Annotated in this window: 20 protein-coding genes; 3 read left to right on the top strand and 17 right to left on the bottom strand. The window is 38.0% G+C overall.

From position 1 onward, the window contains the following. Positions 1-77: 77 nt before the first annotated feature. From RH061_RS02410 to RH061_RS02385, 6 genes are all read right to left on the bottom strand, one after another. Positions 78-437, bottom strand: a complete 360-nt coding sequence (locus RH061_RS02410) for a hypothetical protein (RefSeq protein ID WP_311073658.1) — start codon at positions 435-437, stop codon at positions 78-80. 56 nt (positions 438-493) lie between these two features. Further along, positions 494-1,120: a coiled-coil domain-containing protein gene (locus RH061_RS02405; RefSeq protein ID WP_311073656.1), complete on the bottom strand. Its 627-nt coding sequence runs from the start codon at positions 1,118-1,120 to the stop codon at positions 494-496. Between the two features lie 26 nt (positions 1,121-1,146). Continuing rightward, positions 1,147-1,593, bottom strand: coding sequence for a DUF5381 family protein (locus RH061_RS02400; RefSeq protein WP_311073654.1), 447 nt, complete (start codon positions 1,591-1,593; stop codon positions 1,147-1,149). Positions 1,594-1,742: 149 nt separating this feature from the next. Beyond that, positions 1,743-2,684 (bottom strand): GNAT family N-acetyltransferase, encoded by a 942-nt coding sequence (locus RH061_RS02395; RefSeq protein ID WP_311073652.1) that lies wholly within the window; start codon positions 2,682-2,684, stop codon positions 1,743-1,745. After that, entirely contained in the window at positions 2,623-2,880 is a 258-nt protein-coding gene (locus tag RH061_RS02390) for a hypothetical protein (RefSeq protein WP_311073649.1), read from the bottom strand. Before RH061_RS02390 ends, RH061_RS02395 begins: the two co-directional genes overlap by 62 nt. 111 nt (positions 2,881-2,991) lie before the next feature. After that, on the bottom strand, positions 2,992-3,507 hold the full coding sequence (locus RH061_RS02385) for a DoxX family membrane protein (protein WP_311073647.1): 516 nt from the start codon (positions 3,505-3,507) through the stop codon (positions 2,992-2,994). 272 nt (positions 3,508-3,779) lie between these two features. On the opposite strand from RH061_RS02385, the gene RH061_RS02380 reads away from it, so the two are divergent. Next, positions 3,780-4,520: a YhcN/YlaJ family sporulation lipoprotein gene (locus RH061_RS02380; RefSeq protein ID WP_311073645.1), complete on the top strand. Its 741-nt coding sequence runs from the start codon at positions 3,780-3,782 to the stop codon at positions 4,518-4,520. A 292-nt stretch (positions 4,521-4,812) separates the two neighbouring features. Here the strand turns inward: RH061_RS02380 and RH061_RS02375 are convergent, their stop codons facing one another. The 6 genes from RH061_RS02375 to RH061_RS02350 all read right to left on the bottom strand — a co-directional run bounded on the left by RH061_RS02375 (position 4,813) and on the right by RH061_RS02350 (position 12,497). Further along, positions 4,813-6,015 (bottom strand): IS110 family RNA-guided transposase, encoded by a 1,203-nt coding sequence (locus tag RH061_RS02375; RefSeq protein ID WP_311072619.1) that lies wholly within the window; start codon positions 6,013-6,015, stop codon positions 4,813-4,815. A gap of 705 nt (positions 6,016-6,720) precedes the next feature. After that, on the bottom strand, positions 6,721-9,156 hold the full coding sequence (locus RH061_RS02370) for an efflux RND transporter permease subunit (RefSeq protein ID WP_311073643.1): 2,436 nt from the start codon (positions 9,154-9,156) through the stop codon (positions 6,721-6,723). Between the two features lie 3 nt (positions 9,157-9,159). Then, positions 9,160-9,591 (bottom strand): MarR family winged helix-turn-helix transcriptional regulator, encoded by a 432-nt coding sequence (locus RH061_RS02365; protein WP_311073641.1) that lies wholly within the window; start codon positions 9,589-9,591, stop codon positions 9,160-9,162. Positions 9,592-9,880: 289 nt separating this feature from the next. Then, entirely contained in the window at positions 9,881-10,240 is a 360-nt protein-coding gene (locus tag RH061_RS02360; RefSeq protein WP_311073640.1) for a hypothetical protein, read from the bottom strand. Positions 10,241-10,465: 225 nt separating this feature from the next. Further along, complete coding sequence (locus tag RH061_RS02355) at positions 10,466-11,212, bottom strand: GNAT family N-acetyltransferase (protein WP_311073638.1); 747 nt, start codon at positions 11,210-11,212, stop codon at positions 10,466-10,468. A gap of 73 nt (positions 11,213-11,285) precedes the next feature. Then, positions 11,286-12,497, bottom strand: a complete 1,212-nt coding sequence (locus RH061_RS02350; protein ID WP_311076243.1) for an MFS transporter — start codon at positions 12,495-12,497, stop codon at positions 11,286-11,288. Positions 12,498-12,814: 317 nt separating this feature from the next. Between RH061_RS02350 and RH061_RS02345 the strand changes: the two genes are divergently transcribed. Then, positions 12,815-13,654: a tyrosine-type recombinase/integrase gene (locus RH061_RS02345; RefSeq protein ID WP_311073636.1), complete on the top strand. Its 840-nt coding sequence runs from the start codon at positions 12,815-12,817 to the stop codon at positions 13,652-13,654. A gap of 314 nt (positions 13,655-13,968) precedes the next feature. Beyond that, positions 13,969-15,192, top strand: coding sequence for an IS110 family RNA-guided transposase (locus RH061_RS02340; protein WP_311072287.1), 1,224 nt, complete (start codon positions 13,969-13,971; stop codon positions 15,190-15,192). 204 nt (positions 15,193-15,396) lie between these two features. Here RH061_RS02340 and RH061_RS02335 read toward each other — a convergent pair whose 3' ends face one another. The 5 genes from RH061_RS02335 to RH061_RS02315 all read right to left on the bottom strand — a co-directional run bounded on the left by RH061_RS02335 (position 15,397) and on the right by RH061_RS02315 (position 19,677). Then, positions 15,397-15,930: a hypothetical protein gene (locus RH061_RS02335; RefSeq protein ID WP_311073634.1), complete on the bottom strand. Its 534-nt coding sequence runs from the start codon at positions 15,928-15,930 to the stop codon at positions 15,397-15,399. A gap of 450 nt (positions 15,931-16,380) precedes the next feature. Continuing rightward, entirely contained in the window at positions 16,381-17,676 is a 1,296-nt protein-coding gene (locus RH061_RS02330) for an IS110 family RNA-guided transposase (RefSeq protein ID WP_192473839.1), read from the bottom strand. Between the two features lie 202 nt (positions 17,677-17,878). Further along, the gene (locus tag RH061_RS02325) at positions 17,879-18,169 is read right to left on the bottom strand and encodes a hypothetical protein (RefSeq protein ID WP_311073633.1); all 291 of its coding nucleotides are present in this window, start codon (positions 18,167-18,169) and stop codon (positions 17,879-17,881) included. Between the two features lie 105 nt (positions 18,170-18,274). Next, the gene (locus RH061_RS02320; protein ID WP_311073631.1) at positions 18,275-19,111 is read right to left on the bottom strand and encodes a DUF2268 domain-containing putative Zn-dependent protease; all 837 of its coding nucleotides are present in this window, start codon (positions 19,109-19,111) and stop codon (positions 18,275-18,277) included. Between the two features lie 101 nt (positions 19,112-19,212). Further along, entirely contained in the window at positions 19,213-19,677 is a 465-nt protein-coding gene (locus tag RH061_RS02315) for a GNAT family N-acetyltransferase (protein WP_311073628.1), read from the bottom strand. Between the last annotated feature and the right edge of the window lie 48 nt (positions 19,678-19,725).

Genomic DNA, 19,725 nt, shown 5'->3' with positions numbered 1-19,725 from the left:
AAAATCAATTATTTTTAATTCGAGATAAATTTATCATGAAATCGACTTCACTGTCAATACACTTTCCAGATATTTTTTCAGGATAAAAGTGTTTCGGCAATCTCCTGATGTTGAGCAACGTCCCAAATGATAAAGGACACAAGGAGGATCATATATAATACTACATACCATCTAAAATATTTCTTCGTTTTTAAAGGAGTAAAGAATAATGCAATAAAAACGGCAGCAAAAAGAGCAATGAGATAGATATTCACTTCCCATAATTGCTTCGCCTCATTAATCGGCAGCATGATTTCAAGCGCTTCCTGAGGTGTAACCTGCTTTTCGACCACTTGCTTATCCCAAAATCCCTCTTCCATTGTCATCAGCATATTCTCCTGGTCAAACTGATAATGAAAACCTAATGGATTGAAGTTCGTTCCCTTCGTAAAAAGCAAAAGCAAGGTCACCACTAGAAAATACATCACTAACGGGAAAAACCATTTATCGAATTTTATAATGGGTCTCCCTCCTTTTCTATAAGCCTAATGTCTGCGATCCTCCACTTTTCAGTCGAATCGTAAAAACCTTCACTCCTGGATATGACGAATTGGTAGTTATTCTCCAGGTCCTCAACGGTAAGATATGTAAGAACGATTTTATCCTTGTTGATATTAAATTCCTTAAGATTTAATACCACGCCAGGGCTCCAATCAAGATTACTATATTTGAAGTTAATATTGCATGGACAATTCCCCTCTTTATCCTTTGTGCCAAAACTTGTGAAATTTTGAAAGGCAATTAAGTCAGCGATCTTTTCAAAGTCCTCCACCGCTTTATAGGCTTCAACAACACTCATCGCATCCATGAAGTCCTCATATTGAACAGAGGCCTGTGATGACGCCACTTCTTCTTCAATGGTTGAAAGATTGACAGCCAAAGTATCGTTTTCAATTTTCAAGTCAGCCTCCACCTTCGACCGTCTTTCAATTTCTTCTTCTAAACTAGTAACTTTCCTTTCAAGTCGCCTTTGATCCTCCTCAAGCTTCGCTGCAGAATCTGCTGTTCTCGCATTATCCAAAAGAGCAAAGGCTGTGATGACCAATAAAATGATGAGGGCTGAGGTTCTAAAATTTTTCATTCGGTACAACTCCGTTTCAAATGAATTTAAAACTTAACAGTCACTTCCTCGGCGTCCTCCCAATTCGGGTTGACTCTCGGGAGATATTTCTTCAATTCATCTGCATAATCTTCTTCTTCCACCATGTTAAAAAGCTCGATTTTCACTTCCGTATCATCCTTTTTCACCAATCCCAGGTAACTGGATGATCCTCTCCAGTAATGGTAATAACCCTTAAGAGATTCAATCTCAACCGCCTGCTCCCCTGATTTGATCAGTCCATCCTCCACCGTAAAAACCACTTTTGGTTTGATAAAGTAAATCGCAGAACGGATGAAAATAGGCAAAAAGAACATGCACCCCAAGCCCACAGCTAACCAAATCAAGTCGATATAAAGAATTCCAAACAGCAGCGCCAGCAAACCCGGGATTGCAAAAACCGCTGACCCTAAAAATTTCACAATCAGTCTCTTTCTTTTCATCACTACTTTCATTTTATCTCGCCTTTCCACAGACATTTATAGGAAAATTATAAACTTGCAGACTAATATTTTCAAAAATTTACCACACCTGAATTATATCATTAGCTCTCCTGCAGTATACCTATAAAAAAGACCCGCCTTCATTTCGAAGGCGGACACTTTCATGGTCTTAACTCAAAATAATCCATCGTAGATGTCTCTTCAAACCCGCATGACTTATAAAGGTTAAGGGCGTTCGAGTTCTCGGCCGCTACCTGCAGCATGATCTCCTGGGCATTTGCTTCCCGCAGCTTTTCGATAGCCAGCAAAAGAAGCGCCCTGCCATAACCTTTTCGGCGGTGCTCCGGCAGCACACCGAGACCAAAGATAGCACCAAGCTTGGATGTCAACTGCAGATTTACTTTCCCGATGATCTGCCCTTCTTTTTCAACAAGATAAGAGGTCATCCCTCGCTTTTCCTCTTCCTCTGGCAAAATTATATCTTCCGGACTGATTTCTTCTTCCACCTGCAAAATCATATCTTCGGTACTAATTTCTTCTTCATTGTTAAAATAGATTGCATTCTGCCGTGCAATCTCGGCTGCGTCCGCGTTCGTCGCTTTCCTGAAAACAATTCCCGCCAGCTGGTCAGGATCAGCCACAAGGGCATCTTTTTTCAAAAACATCTCATATTCAGAATGCTTGTATTGCGCTCCAACTGCGACAATGAATTTCTGCCCCGCTTCCGAGTTACGGTCACTCAGCAGCAGTATGCTGCCAGAGCCCCTGCGCTTCCATTCAGCGATGACCAGCTCAAACAATTTGCTGAAAACACCCTGGCGGCGGTAATCCGGATCCACCATCCCGTTCACTTCCCATGGGCCGCCGAAGCTGCAAATCCCCGCATAGCCAATCAGCTTCTCCCCATCAAAGTACATGAATTCATTAATATCCTGAATACCCTCGCCGCTGTCATAGCTGACACCAAGCTTGTAATCAAGCTCCAGCTTCAATGCCGTCTGGTCAAGATCAATGCACCGCTCCTGAAGCTGGCTGATTAAATCATAATCCTCCTCTTCCATACTCTCTTTTAATTTGATCCACGGCTTCCCTATTCTCTTCACGGGCTACATCCCTTCTGTATAACATCCCCACAGAAAAGGAGGTAACCATCAAGACAAGCGGAATCACAAAACTGCGCTCCACCCCTTCAATGCTTCCAGCCACAATCATCCCCACCAGCATTAACCCAGCTATGATAAAGTAGATCAATGACATATCCTTCTTCTGTTTGGTTGTATATTTTATTCGCTTAAACATAGGTCCACACCTCTTTCTCCTATGAAAAATATAGCATCATCCACAACATAAAAAAATAGCTCCCAGTAAGACTGGAAGCCAATTTATTTTAAAGGGGGATGTTAAATCAAATTAAGCAGCGTTGCGTGCGGCGTCTTCTCCGCGCTTTAAAACTGTTTTGCGGATGAATGGTACAACCCAGCGGTCTAAACCGTATTTGCCAGCGTTGAAACCAGCGGCAAGGATGATGAATCCGAAGAAGATGTCAGTTGGGTTGTGAGATACTGTTCCGGCAAGGAAGAAGCTGAAGTTCATGACCAGGCCGAAGAACATTGCAGCAGTTGTCAGCGTTCCAAGGAGCAAACCAAGCCCAACAAGGAATTCCCCTAGTGGCACGATGAAGTTGAAAATTTCTACATTCGGAATCGCAAAGCTTTCAAGGAATGTAACATACCAGCTGTATACTGCGTTTCCGTCTGGACCTTTTACCGGATTGGCAACCGCATTTTTCAAGAAGCCACTAGCGTCGAAGCCATCACCAGTCAATTTACCCCAACCTGCAGTCATCCAGTTGTAACCTAGCCAAACCCTAATGACAGTCAATATACCAGCAGCAACATTGTTTTCTCTTAACCATTTTGCAAACATGTTCCTCACTCCAATAAGTTAATTAGTATTAGTACACTTATAAGATAACAAATAAATCTCGAAAATAGGGTTATTTGTGAATGAATTCACATTTCTATTGAAATGTTTTGAACAAATTATGTCTACACATAAAATCAGGGTTGAAAAAGCTCAATAACTAACCTACTACTCATCTCTTATTAGGAATTCTGAAAAAATACCTTCTCCCTGCATACTGCGCCAAATTCTAGCCATCATAAGGACGAATAACAACTAGACAAGGAGTGAATATAGTGAAAAAGTCATTCATTTTAGCAGGCTGTGCCGTTTTTACAATGAGCTTGTCTGGATGCGGAGCCAATAACAATGCCGCAGACAATAACCGTGACCAGCAGGTTGAGATTTCACAGGTCAGGCGCGGGCCGGCTACTGAAGGCAACAGGCTTCAACTGGCTGATCGTGCAGAACGCCAGGTAGAGCAGATGCCGGAAGTAGACGACGCACGAGTCATCATCTCCGAAAACGATGCCTATGTAGCGGTCAGACTTGCCGAAAATAACCTGGAGAACGATGGAAATGCAGAAATCAATGATGCATTGGATGGCAACGGCAGGACTTTTGCCAAGAATGGCCGTGTTGACCAGGATGATAGCACCGCTGGAAATGATGGAGTAATCGACGGCCACGGTGATGCAGGAAATGGCGACCGTCAAAACGCTGGCAACAAAAATGGCAACAATGTTTTTGACAATGATAATAATAACGGCAATGGAAACATGAATGGAATTGGCAACACAAACATGAATGGAAACGCAACTGGTAACACCATGAACGGCAATAATGGCCAGCTAGAGCTGCAGATTGAACAAAGAGTGCGCCAGGCCAATAACAGAATCAACAATGTATACGTTTCGGTCGACCGCAATGCATACGACAGAATGGGCACATTCGCAGACGATATCCGCACCGACAGAAACAGGGACGGCATGTTCGAAGACTTCCGTAATACAATGGACGGCTTCTTCGGAAGATAACACTTGAAAGCATAGGGTTGAATTCTAAACCTTTCCGTTTTATGGTGCACATCCTATAAATGACAATGAAAATGGCGTGTAAACTGACATCAGTTTTGACACGCCATTTTTCTAATTTATTGTGTTTTCGGATCCAAAATATAATGGTTATTATTCAACATAAACCAGCTAATAGGAGTCAAGAACTTCTTATTAAAATATTTGTTCTTCCGTGTTATACTTTTGGAGGCACGCCAAATAACCCTCCAAATACTGTTTGGAAGGTTTTTCATTAACTGTTTTATCTTGTTCATTAAGCCATATCTAGGAACTGCTCATTCCTTTTTAGGATTGCATAAATCCAGTGTAAAAGCTTGTTTACACAAGCTATCAGTGCTACTTTTGAAGGCTTTCCTTCATTTCGTTTCCGATCATAATACTCTTTTAGCTTCTTGTTCCTGGAGCTTCTTATACCGCATAAAACGGCCATATACAAAGCGTGCCGTAAACGGCTTGAACCTCGTTTAGTAATATGATTTATAGTAGCTGTAAACTTACCTGATGAATGGACACTTGGATCAATTCCAGCGTAAGCCACAAGTTTTTTAGGGTGATTAAACCGGTCAATTTCTCCGATTTCGGAAATGATCGTTGCCGCGATCTTTCCTCCTATACCGGGAATTGATTGGATTATCTTACATTCTTCAATTTCTTCTGCCAGGACATCTATCTCTGCCTCTATATTGGATAGGTGTTCTTGGTACTGAAGAAGCATAGAGATATACATATCCAAACTGAACAACTGACTTTGATACACACCTTGTTGGAAAGGATTTCGCTCAGCCGAAGCTATTAATTTAGCTACCCTCTCCCTGGCCCAACCTTCAGACCGTTTTATACGCATTCCCACAATTCGCTCCAGTATCTTTACTTCACCAGTCCTCAGAACATCTTCAGATGTAGGAAACTCCTTTAAAATCTGTAGAGAAACTTTTGAAAATAGATCTCCAAAGACTCCCCTATATTCCGGAAATACCTGGTCAAGAATTGTGTGGAATTGAAGTTTTGCCTGAATGTAAAGGTTCGAAACGGCTTCGTATTGCCTTGACAGTGTTCTTAAATTTAGTAGCCTTAGTCCTCGTTTCTTATAAGGCTCAAATTCTTCCTTGTAATACAAAACACAAAGTTGATATGCATCCACGGCATCCGTCTTTACCTTTCTAAGACTGGTTTTCTTGGCCTGATGAGAAATGATGGGGTTTACCAAGATATATAGATATTGACTCTCCTCCAGACATTGAATAATTGGTGTATGGTAATGACCTGTAGATTCAAGAATTACTGCTGGTCTAACGCCAGTCTTTCTTTCTATCTCTTTCAAAAAAGAGATGAAGGTATCTAAATCCTCCTTGATATGTTTTATCCTGAAGCTCTTTCCAAATGGCTTGTCTTTATCTAGAAATGCCTGAGCTTCACTTTCTCCTTTGGCCACATCCAGGCCAACTACTGGATTCAATGATTATCTCTCCCTTTGTTTACTCGCCAGTAACCCCAATACCTTCCTGTAGTTCCATAGCTTCGCTTGTTATACGAGATCAAAATTGTCCCAACCAGCCTCAAACATCATTCTACAAGTAGGGGGCGAACAGTTTATATTACGAGATCTAACTCCCACGCACCCGTACGTTCTACCCTGGCTACTGAAATAATAGGTCCTATAAAAAAAAGAGCCAACCAGTAAATACTGGTTAACTCTATAATACGAAGCACCCTTTAGTTTAAGTACATTATTTCACAATCTTTCGTGTGGAATCAGAACATAAAATATTTTTAAGTATCTTGGCTGGATTTCCTGCCACTTATTGTATTAGAGGGTACATCCTTCGTAACAACAGGACCAGCATAATTGAATAATCTCCAGTAATGACTCTCGGTAAGGTAACACAATAAAAAAACACGCTGAATTCATATTAAGCCGTTCTCTTTTGAGCTACCCGCATAGTAAAAAGCAAATATAAAAACAGTTATAAAAGCAGTGTGTTTCTCTTATGAAATCACACTGCTTTTCGCACGTTTACGAGGCAGTTTAGTTAATAAATTAGATAATTGCTAATAATATATGATTAGGCAATACATTAGGGAATGGCAGAAGGATGGTAAAAAAGTTGGATGAAATAAAAAAGCTGCCGATTTTTATAGATAATAAATCGGCAGCTTTTTTTTATTCAGTTTGAGCATTTTTTATTTTTTTTGTTCCCAATTTCTTTTCAAAAAGGATAATAATTGAAGGTAATACTAACAGTGTACTAATCAAGCAAAACATTGTATCTAATACTGTCGTAATTCCAAAGGCTTTTAACATGAGAAAATCAGAAAAGATAAGGGTACTAAATCCACCAATAACAGTTAAAGCAGATGCTGTAATCGCACGCCCAATTTTTGTCATAGCCGTTATCATAGCTTCTTGAGATTCTATTCCTTTTTCCCTTTCTTCCTGGTATCTTTCCATGAGCAGTATCGTAAATTCAGTTCCTATCCCTAAAATCAATGCACTAAGCACGGCAGTTAAAGGATTAATTGCGACATCTAAGAAGAACATCATTGCCGCAGACCAACCAATGACAAGTACGATAGGAACAATTGGATACAACGCTTGTTTTATTCGACGGTACAGGACAAGTAAACTTAAAAACACTGCTCCAATTCCTAAGAAAGTTGAGAAGTGGCGGTTATCAGTTAAAGTGCTAATGCTTTTAACTGCAAGAACCATCATACCGGTTGAAGTAACTTCTACACCTTCCGGTGATTGAATGTCATTTTCAATGGCTTCTATTAATTCTTTTTGCTGTTCCATCCCCATATTTTTCACACTAAAGGTAATCGAAGCCATTTTTTTGTCTTTTGTAATCATAGATGATTTCATTGCTTCTGGAAGAGATTCAATTAACTGATCAATTTGATCTTTATTAGATGGTGATTGACCATCATTCATCATCGCCATTGCAGATGCAATGCTTGTTGAAGATTCAATGGCATCGTATTTATTAAGCTGACTTTCCTCGAAGTTTTCCATCCATTGAAGCACTTCTGGTCTTGTTACATCTTCAGCTTCAACCATAAAATTCACTTCCATAGTTGAACCGATGGTATCTCGAATTTTATTTAAACCTATTAGTGCAGGTGAATCTTGTGGCATCAGTTTTTCTATATCTGTTTCCACTCTAAGGTTATCTTCAAATGTAAAACCACCAACTGATAGTCCAGTCGCTAATAATAAAATAATCAGAGGGTAGGCAACCACTTTTCTTGATAACCATCCTAGTGCTTTTTCTATCTTATTAGAATGCTGCTTCTTAACAGAATGACTTTTATTTCGATCACGAAGGTTTAAGATGGCAAACATCAAAAATAATTCAAGAATATAAATGACAAATACGCCAATAGCTAACATTTTACCAAAATCTTGAATCATTGGAACTTTAGAAACCAATAAGGTAATAAACCCTGCTGCCATTGTAATGACGGCAATACCTACGGCTGGTCCCATATGCTTAATGGAAGTAATAACAGCTTCTTTTGCATTGCCCGTTTTTGTGAATTCTTCGTCGTATCTATTATGGAATTGGATCGCAAAGTCCGCTCCAAGACCAATTAAGATAGGAAGGATTGCCATTGTTACCATACTTAGTGGAATTCCTAAATATCCCATTAAACCAAAGGTCCATACAATACCAAGAAGTACAATCGGTAAAGTTAATAAGCGCCATTTAACAGGGAAAACAATTAATAAAATTACTAACATAAGGACAACTGACAAACCAAGCATAACTGCCATATCTTTAGTCATGCTATCTTGTATGGCTTGTGTTAGTTTTGGTGTGCCTGATACAAGTGATTCTAGTCCGTTAATGTCTTTTTCCTTAAATGTATCTTCTACATCACTAACAGCTTGGTTCATATCATCAATGGTTAAATTTCCAGCTAATTTTATAACAATTACGGCGTGTTCCCCATTCTGCGGTAAAAGCTTATTAGCCATTTCTTGAGCATTACCATTTTCATCAAAAAGAACGGTTTTAACAAAAGCCTCGTTTGATAAAGAGGGTTCTCCCATTTCTTCCATTTGCTTCATTTGAGCGCCATACTGGGCTTCTATCTGTTGCATTACCTGTAATTTTGTTTCTTCTGCTACTTTTGCTTGAATTTCTTCCGAAGCACCTTGTTCTTTTGCTGTTTGAATAGCTTGGTTGACTGCTTCTTCAACTGTCTGATTAATTTGTTTTTGAAATGCTTCTTTCTGTTGTTGTGCTTTATCAACTGCCAATTCAACCATAGAAGCAGGGCTAAATACAGTATCGATTAAAGGATTTTTATTTAACTCTTTTTGTATGACGTTTATTTCATCAATTGACGAAAGAACATCTTCCTTGTCTCCGGATAACAATACAAAAATGGATTCACCGCCAAATTCTTTCTGAAAACGAAGATTATCTTGAAAAACAGGGTCATCTGATGGGATCATCATATCCTGACCTGTTTTAACTTCAATTTTAGTTGCCCCAATAACCATAATTACTGTCATTAAGATTATTAAAATAATGGATAATAATGATTTCTCTGTTGTCCATTTACTAATTGCTGAAAATAATGACTTCACGAATTATTCCCCTTTCTCCGAGAACGCTTTGTTTAGTAAATTCATAAACGTCTGCGTTTCTTCCTCTGTCCACTTACTAAAATAATGTTCTAAAACTTCATTTCTCTTTTGTGTGATATGGTTATATAATTTTTCGCCTTTTTCTGTGAAACTAATCCAAATAAGCCTTCTATCGGTAGTATCTCTTTCTCTGACGACATAATCTAATTTAGTCATCTTATCAATCAATAAAGAGGCAGCCCCAGTTGTAGTCCCTAGTTCGTTGACTATATCCTTTAAGTTACACTTTTTATCTTTAGCGATGGTTTGAAGTACGATAAATTGAGGAATTGTAATCTTTTCCTCAAATATTTCTTGTGTTTCCTTTCCAAGACTTCTTATCATATGCGAAATAAGATAATCGATTTTTTCATAATCAATTGGTTTATTAATCATAATAATTACCTCCCAAAAGTATCTTAGCATAAAAAGTTTAAAAATAAAACTATTTAATTTTAAAACTAATTTCAGGGAAAAATATAAATTTTGAGGACAAAAGAATGATTCATACAAAAGTTCATCTTAGTTGATTTCGTAATGCAAAATAATAATGAAGGGTTGTAAAATTTGATGATTAACTAAATAAAAACACCCATCTTTTTCAAAGTAACTGCTCCTTTACTTAAATAAAAAAGGTGCGATCTCCTTCTTGAAGATACGGCACCCGTTGGCGAAATAAGAATTTTTAGTTTCTACTCCTACATTGTATAAGGCTTTCTTTTTCAGAAATACCTTTTTCTACTGTAACTTTATTGATTTCAACACCCTTTTCTGGAGTATCAGTTAATGTGAAATGAATTCTATCATAGGGAATGTCACCATGATGTGAACCATAATTTAACGCACTTGCATAAACAATATGCCTACGAGTATCACCTTTTATTCTTTCGATGTCTATTCTTGGACACAATATAAAATCTGAATATTTTTGGTCAAGATAGTAATGGTATCCTGCATATAAAGTTTCTTCGAGCAATTCATTTTTGGGAACTCCATTCCAACCTACCAAGAATAATCCAACAAACACAATAATTATTTTATTCATAAACTATTACTACATCCATTTCAGCAGTTTTCCATATTGGATTTAAATCGAAATCGCTCAACTCTAATTCGTGAATAGATTTTTTCATGTAAAAACTCCTTGTGTTTTACAACAAGTTTTAACTTGTCGTTCTTTAAGTATTCTGCTCCTATAGCTTAATAAGGAATTCAACAAAAAAGTACATTAATCCTTCCTTGTCAACTCACACATTACTTTCACAAATTTTTAGTTTTTCCTTTTGAAAACCTTATTTCGTTCTATAACTGTACATCCATTATTCTGGAATGTTTTAAGCATTGGAATGTTGTTGTGACCAGTGCAGCCAATATAATGGGTGGCCATAAAGTCATTTTTCAATATTTCTAATGCTTGTTGATGAAGAAGTTTGCTTTTCCCCTTCCCTCTTTCGCTTGGAATGATTCCAAAATAAAATATTCTTCCTTCTTTTGAAGTCCCCGCTTCTATATGGGGCATAATTACTCCGATTGGATTTCCATTATCATAAGCAATAATACAAGATTTCTTATAGTTGGGCCCTAATTCTAGCTCTACACTTCGCATTTGTTCGTCAACATTTAGCGAAGAAGGTGCATTTAATGATCCTTTCATTGATTCCTCCCAAACCCTTTTAAACTCTGCTAACGAAAGTTCGTGCAAATCCTTTAGTAAGAACCCGTTTTCAACCTTAAATAAATCATCTAAAACCTTGTGAACAGTAACATTTTCATCATGTAACTTAAACCCATTTTCTATTAAAAGAGAGTCTACTTTTTTGTTGAATTTACTATTAACCAGTATATTTACATTTTTACAGTTCTTTATAAATGACTGACCCATCAGATATGTTATAAGTTCAATTAGCTCTTGATTCGCCAGACTTTTTGTATCTTCTATAGTTACAAAGTTTTCTCCTTTTACAATTTTTATTCTTGCCAATAAATTAAAATTGCTTTGTGAATTCTTTACCTCCATCTTTTCAGCCCCTAAAAGCACAAATATAAAAGCATGGGACCACAGATGATCCGCAGTCCCACTCTATCATTCATTATTCAAATTCGATTATATTCCTAACAAACAAGTGCTTACTTTTATAAACAATTAAACTGACCACTGCAAGCAGTATTCCTGAGATAATAAACACGATTCTTATTTCCAGTAAATCTGCTAACAGTCCCATAACAAGAGAACCAACGCCAAAGATTCCAGTACCGATAGCTCCTAACGAAGTATAAACCGTTGATAACTGTTCTTTTGTAACGCTGGTTTGTATCACTGTTTGTTGAGGTATGCCTTTAATTTGTCCAAAAATCCCTACAAAGAGCGACAATAGGAGTGCAGCGATTGGTATGCTGTTTAGGCTAAATAGTAATGTTACTAAGGAACTCAGGATTGAACCTATAAATATAAAGGTCCCCAATTTCTTTTCAATGATTGAAGAATATTTAATGCAGTAAACACTTCCTAAAATCAATCCTATAAAGAAGGCACCATTGATAAATCCCCACCACTGTCCACCAACCTCTAAAGCATCGTTAACGAACACAAGGAGTATGGCTGCTATCCAAACCGTTCCTGCGATTGTCTCAAAGAAGTCTAGCCAAGCAATCTTTTTTAATACTGGAGTGTTAGATAAATTTACCCATCCCTCTGTAATCTGTTCAAATTTCCCTTTAGCCTTAATTCTATTATCAGCTACACTTTCTAAAAGACTTAGCAAGATGCTTGCTACGATAAACAAACCTCCTGCTAACCAGACCAGTTGCTGTGAGCTCATAATAATTAAGAATAAACTCCCTATGAACCACATCACTGCTTGTATGATCTGCGTAACAGTTTCTGCAAGTCCATTGGCTTTAATTAATTGACTAGGCTTAACATAGTATGGAATTAATGTCTGTCTTATTGGATTTGCACATCCATCTAGTAAAGCAATCAATCCTATGATTGAGAAAATCAAATAATAATTTGATGTTGTAACTCCAACTAACATAAATCCCAGAATAAAAAGCAGAATAGTCTTTCCGATTTGCGATCCAGCCAATAACCATTTAAGATTTACTTTCCCCACCAAGAGTGGTGTCAACAGACTAGATATAAACATGGAAGATGTAATTGTAAATGGTACAAATGAAGAAGCGGTTGCCGAGCCTGTTAATTCAAAAATCGTACTAATAATACTGACCATATACAATACATCGCCAATATTAGCGAGTGATTGACCCAATAGTAATAAAGAAAAGTTTTTATTCAAGTTCATCATTTTATGTCCCCCAATTTCTGAAATGAATTTTACTTAAATAGGGAAACATTTAAATTGGATTGTTCATTAAATATTTACTCCTTTCATATATCTGATAAATCTGGGGGACTAGATTTATCACAAGATTTGTTTGTATCATCATTAAATGTTTATATGAACTTCAGTCATAATTAAGACATTTAAACACATTGAATTTGTAAAACTTATACTGCACACTCATATTTTAGAGGTTTAAATCCTATTCACCAAGTCTAAATTTCTATAAAACTGGCAAGAATACCTTCTAATATCCTAATTAAATAGGAGGGATTGGTTTGTTGTTATCAACTGCTTGGAAATCCTATGAAGCTGATAAACGTATAGAAGGCTTTTCACCTTATACTTTAAAAGCATATGGAATCCAAGCAAAGCTACTCATCGGTTATTTTAATGATCCGAATATCGATAGTTTCGACACAGAAGGATTAAAGAAATATCTTGTTACTCAAGGCAAGGATTTAAAACCCTCAAGTTTGGCCCACAGAATCCGGTTTCTTAAGTCATTGTTCCGCTGGTGTCACGAGGAAGGCCATATATCCATAAATCCAGCAGCAAAGATCAAGGAGCCTAAAGCGGGCAAGAGAATTCCAAAGTTTCTATCGGAAAGGGAGATTGAACTTTTGCGTGAAGCCTGTCTAAGTCCTATGGAAAAGGCACTTTTTGAATTTATGTTTTCAACTGGCTGCAGAATCGGTGAAATTGCTGCACTTGATCGCAATTGCATTAATTGGTCCAACCGTTCTGCCATCGTCAGGGGAAAGGGTGACAAGGAACGTGAAGTGTATTTTAATATTCGGGCAGAGTTATGGCTTAAGCGATACATTGATAGCCGCCAGGATAAAGATCCGGCCATTTTTGTAACAGATAGACAGCCACACAGGATGAGTATTGCCCAAATGAGGTATTACATTAAGAAAATCTCAGCGCGTGCCGGCATAGATAAGGAAATTCATCCCCACCAACTCCGACACAGCTATGCCACCCATTTATTGAATAATGGAGCCCCAGTTGAAGTTATCCAAAGCCTTTTGGGCCACGAGAAAAGTGAAACCACTCGAATATATGCCCAACTAAGCGGAAGGCTGAGACAGGAGTTTTACCAGAAATACTTCTAACAAAGCGAAGAAGCAACGCAAATTATGCGTTGCTTCTGTACTCTTGCACCCGTTAGCCATCCATGAAGCGCAAAAAATCGGCGCTTCACCACAGAGAATGAAAATGGTTCCGAACCGTCAATACTGATTCTACGGCTGGAAGAGGAAGGTCGCTGAACTATGGTGCGTTAGAGCCCATCCGTTAGTCTGACTCCACCGACCACGGTGCACCACTGACTGTAGCTCCCTTTAGGGAAGCACACATGGTAGATTAATCCTATTCTGGTTGATGCACCAGCCTCTATTTCAAGTTTGCCGTAGAAAGGATGTTTTCAATGGATGTAGTCATTGAAAGAGCTTGTGGTATGGATGTCCATAAGGATAACATTACTGCCTGTATCATCACCCCAAAAGGAAAGGAGATTCAAACATTCTCCACCAAAACTGTATTTCTATTACAATTGGTGGACTGGGTAAAACAACATGGCTGTACCCATGTGGCCATGGAAAGCACGAGCGTTTATTGGAAACCCATCGTGAATTTACTTGAAGCTGAGGACATAGAGTTTTTAGTGGTGAATGCCCAACATATGAAGGCCGTTCCAGGACGCAAGACAGATGTTAAGGATGCAGAATGGATTGCCAAACTGCTTCGACATGGACTACTTAAAGCAAGTTATATTCCCGACCGGAATCAAAGAGAGCTGCGCGAGCTGGTTCGCTATCGCCGTAGTATCATTGAAGAGCGAGCTAGACAACATAACCGAATCCAAAAGGTGTTGGAAGGCGCGAACATTAAGCTGGGTTCTGTTGTTTCGGATGTACTAGGTGTTTCGGCAAGAGATATGCTTGACGCAATCGCAGATGGAGAAGAAGATCCTGGGAAACTAGCAAACTTCGCTCGACGCACCATGAAAAAGAAGAAGGACGAACTTGAACTGGCCTTAAAAGGTTATATTAACTCCCATCAAAGATTAATGTTAAAAACCATTTTAGGCCATATTGACTTTCTTACTGAACAAATCGAGATGCTCGATCAAGAAGTCGCGACAAGAGTAAGCGTTCATCAAGAGGATGTAGAAATACTTGATTCCATTCCAGGCATTGCGACGCGGATGGCAGAACAGATCCTTTCTGAAATAGGAACGGATGTAAAAAATCAGTTCCCAACTGCAGCCCACATGTGTTCCTGGGCAGGTTTGGTTCCAGGACAGAATGAAAGTGCAGGGAAAAGGAAATCGGCCAAAACCAAAAAAGGAAACAAATATTTAAGGTCAGCGTTAACTGAAGCAGCTCATTCCGTAAGGGGATCCAAAAACTATCTCGGAGCACTGTATAGGCGTACAGCCTCACGAAAAGGCAAGAAACGTGCTGGAATCGTAGTCGCTCACGCCATGTTACGTATCTCTTATTATCTCTTAACACGGAAAGAAATGTATGTAGACTTAGGCGAAGACTACTTTGATAAGCAGAGACAACAATCTATTGTCAGGCATTCACTGAGACGACTAGAAAGCTTAGGATACATTGTTAAGTTAGAAGAACCTAAAGCATCTTAAACCAGTCCACTCAATTACCATAGATCAATGAATTTGGCGCTCTCCCTTTTTAAAAAACGAACGAGCTGCGTCTTCTTAAGTATTGCCTTTTTTACAGAATCGCAGAAGTTAATTTTCATGGTAGTTTAAGTACAAAACTTCACAATGTTTAATATTCTATGCAATCCACACGAAAACACTATTTTCTACCATTACTAATTCACCTTACATTCTTACTCTCATTATTCGATCTTGGTCGTGAAAGGCTATACAAATCGGAATGTTCATTTCGACTTTTTGACACACACCGGAAAACAAACAAACTGTTCTTGCAATTAAATATAATGTATTACCTAAAGCTTTATCTGTTGAATCGAACCCATTTTCTAAATAAATATCAGAGAATTCTTCAAGAGAGCCTCCATCAACCTCCTCAATCCAGTCACAAGCCCACTCGTCATCTTCTTCGAAGGGATCATTGTATTCATCACAAATGAAAAAGGTGCTGCTCCATCCATTATCCATATCATATTCAAAATAAATTACTTTAGCTGAACTCTTAGCAGCTAAATTCAAGGATTGGGAAATTCCATTCTCAACTGATTCCCGATACTCAGCCATATTTACTTTTTGAATTGTTATTGCTTCATCTTCTCCCGATTTATCAAGACATATTTCATAGTATTTTTTCTCGAAGGTAGCTAAATCACACTTTAATATGTCCTCCTGCATTTCTTCAAGATAATTAAAAATATCCAAATTGCACACCCTTTCTTCTTAAACTCTTCTCCCTCAATAAATGAAGCCAAAACGCCGATTTACTCATGTTTTCTTAGAATTTCATAGTCGTTTACCTTCCGGTAACTGGCTTTATAAATGGAGGATCTTCACTTGAAAGGATTTTTTTGGACAGAGTAAGAAAAAAGAGCTACAACCCACTAACCAGTTCCTTACAGAAAATGGTGGATGAGTAAAAATATAACCGCACTGGTGGATGTCCACATTTACTCATGGAGGTCAACCCTCCCATGCCTCACAGAGTCTTCGCTCTCAAATTCCTTCGTCCAACCTTTCCATGAGGTGGATGTCAGCCATGCTGCCCCACAGGGTCTTAGCCCGTAATTTAGTTGCTTTGCCGACTAATCCGTGCTTCAAATGTCTCCAAAATCTATAAAACCAGAACTACTATTCATCTAAACTAAAACAGAGTTACGCTGCCATTTCCGTCTTCTGGGCTAGTGCCAAATGAGGGATGTCCTTTAACATCTTTTCTTCATTAAACTCAAATTGCTTTTTACCAATACTAAAGAGGATCCGGATTAGTTTATTACACAAAGCGATCAGGGACTGCATCTTCTTTAATGGATTATCCGGACGTTGAGTATAGTACGCATGTAACGCCTTAAATGCCGTATTTTTGGCGACAAGAATCATACAAACCCTGAATAACAGGGCCCTTAGCTTCTTACGGCCCCTTTTTGTAATGGTCGTTTTTCCTTTGTGCTTACCCGATGTATTTTCTTTCAAGCTTAAACCGGCCAGCTTGATAATTTGCCTGGGATGATTATATTCGCCTAAATCTCCTACTTCAGCGAAGAAGCCGGCAATTGTATCCCTGCCCACACCTTTTATCGCTAACATTTGTTGTACACCTGGAATATCATTAAGCAGACCGTCAAGTCTTGCATCCAATTCTCCGAATTGTAACTGGATTAATTCATACTTAGCCAGAATGGTTTTTAGCTCAAGCCTGGCCATTTCAGCACCTTGTCGAAGTCCGATGGACTTACTGGCTGCCTGTTTTAACTCGCGAATCTTGTTTAATCCAACACTCCGTGATACGGATTTTCTCAAATGAACGAGTAGTTCTTCTTCGGTGAATACAGCTATTTCATGTGGCAAGGCATAGAGCTTTAAGAATTGTAAAGCAGCCTTACCTTCCCATTTCTTAAATACCTTGAGGAATTCCGGAAAATACCGGTCAATCCAGTTGTGTACCTGTCCTTGGACCGTTTGTAGGTCTTCAGTTAAAAGATCGCGAATTTTCTTTGCCACCCGGAGTTCTGCATAAACACCTTGCGGTATCGTAGGTTCTGCGTATCTTCCGTCCTTGACCAGCTGAGCTATGACCTTGGCATCTTTCACATCATTCTTCGTAGGTGAGTTATCATCCAACTCCTTGCTTTTCTTGACGTGCAAGGGGTTTACAGCGACAAATTTAATCCCGTTATCTTTTAAAATATGGGCCAAGTTAAACCAATAATGGCCTGTCGGCTCCATGCCAACCATCACTTTTTCCATACGCTGTTCTTTTTTAATTTCCGAAATCCATTTAAGAAAATGCTCAATTCCTTCTTTAGTATTTTCAAATTGACATGGAGATCCAAACTCTATTCCCCTAAAATCTTGAGCCCGTGCCACATGCTTGAATTTGGCAATATCGACTCCTATAATAAGAGTCTGAGAAGTTATTTGAGCAATCTTCTTATTCTGGTTATAATTCATTTTAAAGCCTCCTGGTATTTGAGATATCTGTCCTTTTTGCTGGCCAGCGTCAGGACTCTCTCATTCTACCAAGAGGTTATTTTTTTGTTCAAACACCATTTTCCTTCATTACAGGAATGCTGCCCCCGTTTGTTGAATAAGACTTTGGTTAATTAAAGGTTATCCAACTCGATAATTTAATGTTATTCCTTCAATTTTCATATTAAAAAATCCAGTCCTCTTCTTTAACATTATGGCTGTTCATAGCACTCTTTTTCGCGTCTTCTATTGTGTCGTAAACCTTATCACCAATAACTTCCCAATTTATGCCACAAGAAAAAAGATAACATTCAACACTACCATCATATCGGCAAATTGCAACAGCAGTTATATCGATTGTATCAATTAAATTTCTTTTATCATCAACGAACCCGATATACCCAAATGTATTTTCCAATGAATTTTTAGTAATATGGATTACACTTGCACCATCTAGTTCACTTGGAATCTCCATTTATAACCTCCTGTATTGCACCTTATCTAAGTTAACTATCCTGCACCGTTAGTGAAAGAAGCCAATTTTGTAATTTGGCCATCGCGAACGCTTTTAAGTATTCTTTCAATATCTCAATTTTTGATATTCATTCCAAATTAAATTTGAATTTAAAAAGGTTAGATCCCTTAGTTCCCATCCATTTTTCAGTAGTGTGAGTATTACTTGCATCCCGAAAAAATAGCCGGATTTGCCGAATTTCAAATTCTCATTCAACATAAAGTATTTTGCCATAAGAGATGGGGTTATTTTTTTCTCAAAATCGGTTTTAATATCTTGCTCAATTAAATGAATATTCTCTTTTAGACGATTGTATTGTTGATCATCTAAAAACAACATATTCTGAAGATTACTATGAGAAAAATCCATCTTATTCATAATCAAGGGAGTTAAAGTTGCAAGACCTTCTGCTATAATTAACTGCCCTACCGTCATATTATCTTCTAACAAGGAATCAAAACGCACCAGATGATTAAATTCGTGCTGTATTAATCTCTCAATATCAATATTTGAAAGTCTTTCCAAACCTAAATATAAAAATGGTCTGGATGCAGCAGGCAAGGCCGTTCCATCTATGTGTCCAAAACCGACCAACATATAAACATCAAATTCCTTTGTGAATTTAAAGTAATCACCAGACTTTTTCAGTACTTCAATTACCTCTGCTTGGTCTATAACTTGTGAACTTTTATTTGCCTGTTCAGCTAAAGAATACAAATCAATATGGGGAACTATATCCTGTTTTATTTTATTTATATCTGTCATATACAAATTAGCAAATATGGTATCGAATATTTCTTTGTACTCTTTGTAATAGTTCAGCCAAGCTTCCTCTTTGCTTTGGTTATTTTCCAAGTTTTTAATTACATTAAAAAAAGAGTTCAGCCCGTTGTGTAATTGCATCGTTCCTCCCCCTAAATATGCTATAGTCTTGTCCACTATCCTGCCTCGATAGTTGAATAAGGAATTCAACAAAAGGGAGATAAGCTACCCTGAATCATCGCTTATAAATAACCCTTCATCCTTATAACTTTCCCATCAACCTCTGGACCAACTTCTTCCATTCCCATTTTACGATAAAATTTAATCGCAGCAGCATTTGATGGGGAAACTCTCAGATGATACTCACTTACTTTGCTGTCTGCGAAAAATTGCAAAGCATAACTGTGCAATTCTTTTCCTCTGCCCTTCCCACGCATTTCGGGTATTAAATAATAAAGATTTACATAACCAATATTGTTACCTTCATACTCACGAACGGTTAATTCAAGTTGCCCGATATATTTACCGTCCTCCTCCACTAAAATAAAGCCTTTTGGAAAAGTTGATATTTTTTCATCTAACCAATGGAGATATTCTTTTTCATCACCGAACCCTGTAGTATCTCCAAAACTTACATAAAATGAATCTTTCCTAAATGCAACTACTGTATCTCGATGTTTCTTTATATCAATTTCTTCAAAATTCATTGTTAACACCCCTTGCAAATATCCAATTCCCTTATTCAACATTCCTCC

It is taken from the genome of Mesobacillus jeotgali (assembly GCF_031759225.1).
Classification (GTDB): domain Bacteria; phylum Bacillota; class Bacilli; order Bacillales; family Cytobacillaceae; genus Mesobacillus; species Mesobacillus jeotgali_B.
The sequence above is the reverse complement of the archived record's forward strand: the minus strand, read 5'-3'. Positions and strand labels throughout refer to the sequence as shown.

Excerpts from the sequence above, each read along its gene's own strand:
- RH061_RS02360 (WP_311073640.1), bottom strand. The coding sequence starts at position 10,240 with ATGAATAAAATAATTATTGTGTTTGTTGGATTATTCTTGGTAGGTTGG.
- RH061_RS02325 (WP_311073633.1), bottom strand. The coding sequence starts at position 18,169 with ATGGAGATTCCAAGTGAACTAGATGGTGCAAGTGTAATCCATATTACT.
- RH061_RS02390 (WP_311073649.1), bottom strand. The coding sequence starts at position 2,880 with ATGTTTAAGCGAATAAAATATACAACCAAACAGAAGAAGGATATGTCA.
- RH061_RS02315 (WP_311073628.1), bottom strand. The coding sequence starts at position 19,677 with ATGAATTTTGAAGAAATTGATATAAAGAAACATCGAGATACAGTAGTT.
- RH061_RS02400 (WP_311073654.1), bottom strand. The coding sequence starts at position 1,593 with ATGAAAGTAGTGATGAAAAGAAAGAGACTGATTGTGAAATTTTTAGGG.
- RH061_RS02330 (WP_192473839.1), bottom strand. The coding sequence starts at position 17,676 with ATGAATTATAACCAGAATAAGAAGATTGCTCAAATAACTTCTCAGACT.
- RH061_RS02365 (WP_311073641.1), bottom strand. The coding sequence starts at position 9,591 with ATGATTAATAAACCAATTGATTATGAAAAAATCGATTATCTTATTTCG.
- RH061_RS02350 (WP_311076243.1), bottom strand. The coding sequence starts at position 12,497 with ATGAACTTGAATAAAAACTTTTCTTTATTACTATTGGGTCAATCACTC.
- RH061_RS02320 (WP_311073631.1), bottom strand. The coding sequence starts at position 19,111 with ATGCAATTACACAACGGGCTGAACTCTTTTTTTAATGTAATTAAAAAC.
- RH061_RS02405 (WP_311073656.1), bottom strand. The coding sequence starts at position 1,120 with ATGAAAAATTTTAGAACCTCAGCCCTCATCATTTTATTGGTCATCACA.
- RH061_RS02355 (WP_311073638.1), bottom strand. The coding sequence starts at position 11,212 with ATGGAGGTAAAGAATTCACAAAGCAATTTTAATTTATTGGCAAGAATA.
- RH061_RS02340 (WP_311072287.1), top strand. The coding sequence starts at position 13,969 with ATGGATGTAGTCATTGAAAGAGCTTGTGGTATGGATGTCCATAAGGAT.
- RH061_RS02385 (WP_311073647.1), bottom strand. The coding sequence starts at position 3,507 with ATGTTTGCAAAATGGTTAAGAGAAAACAATGTTGCTGCTGGTATATTG.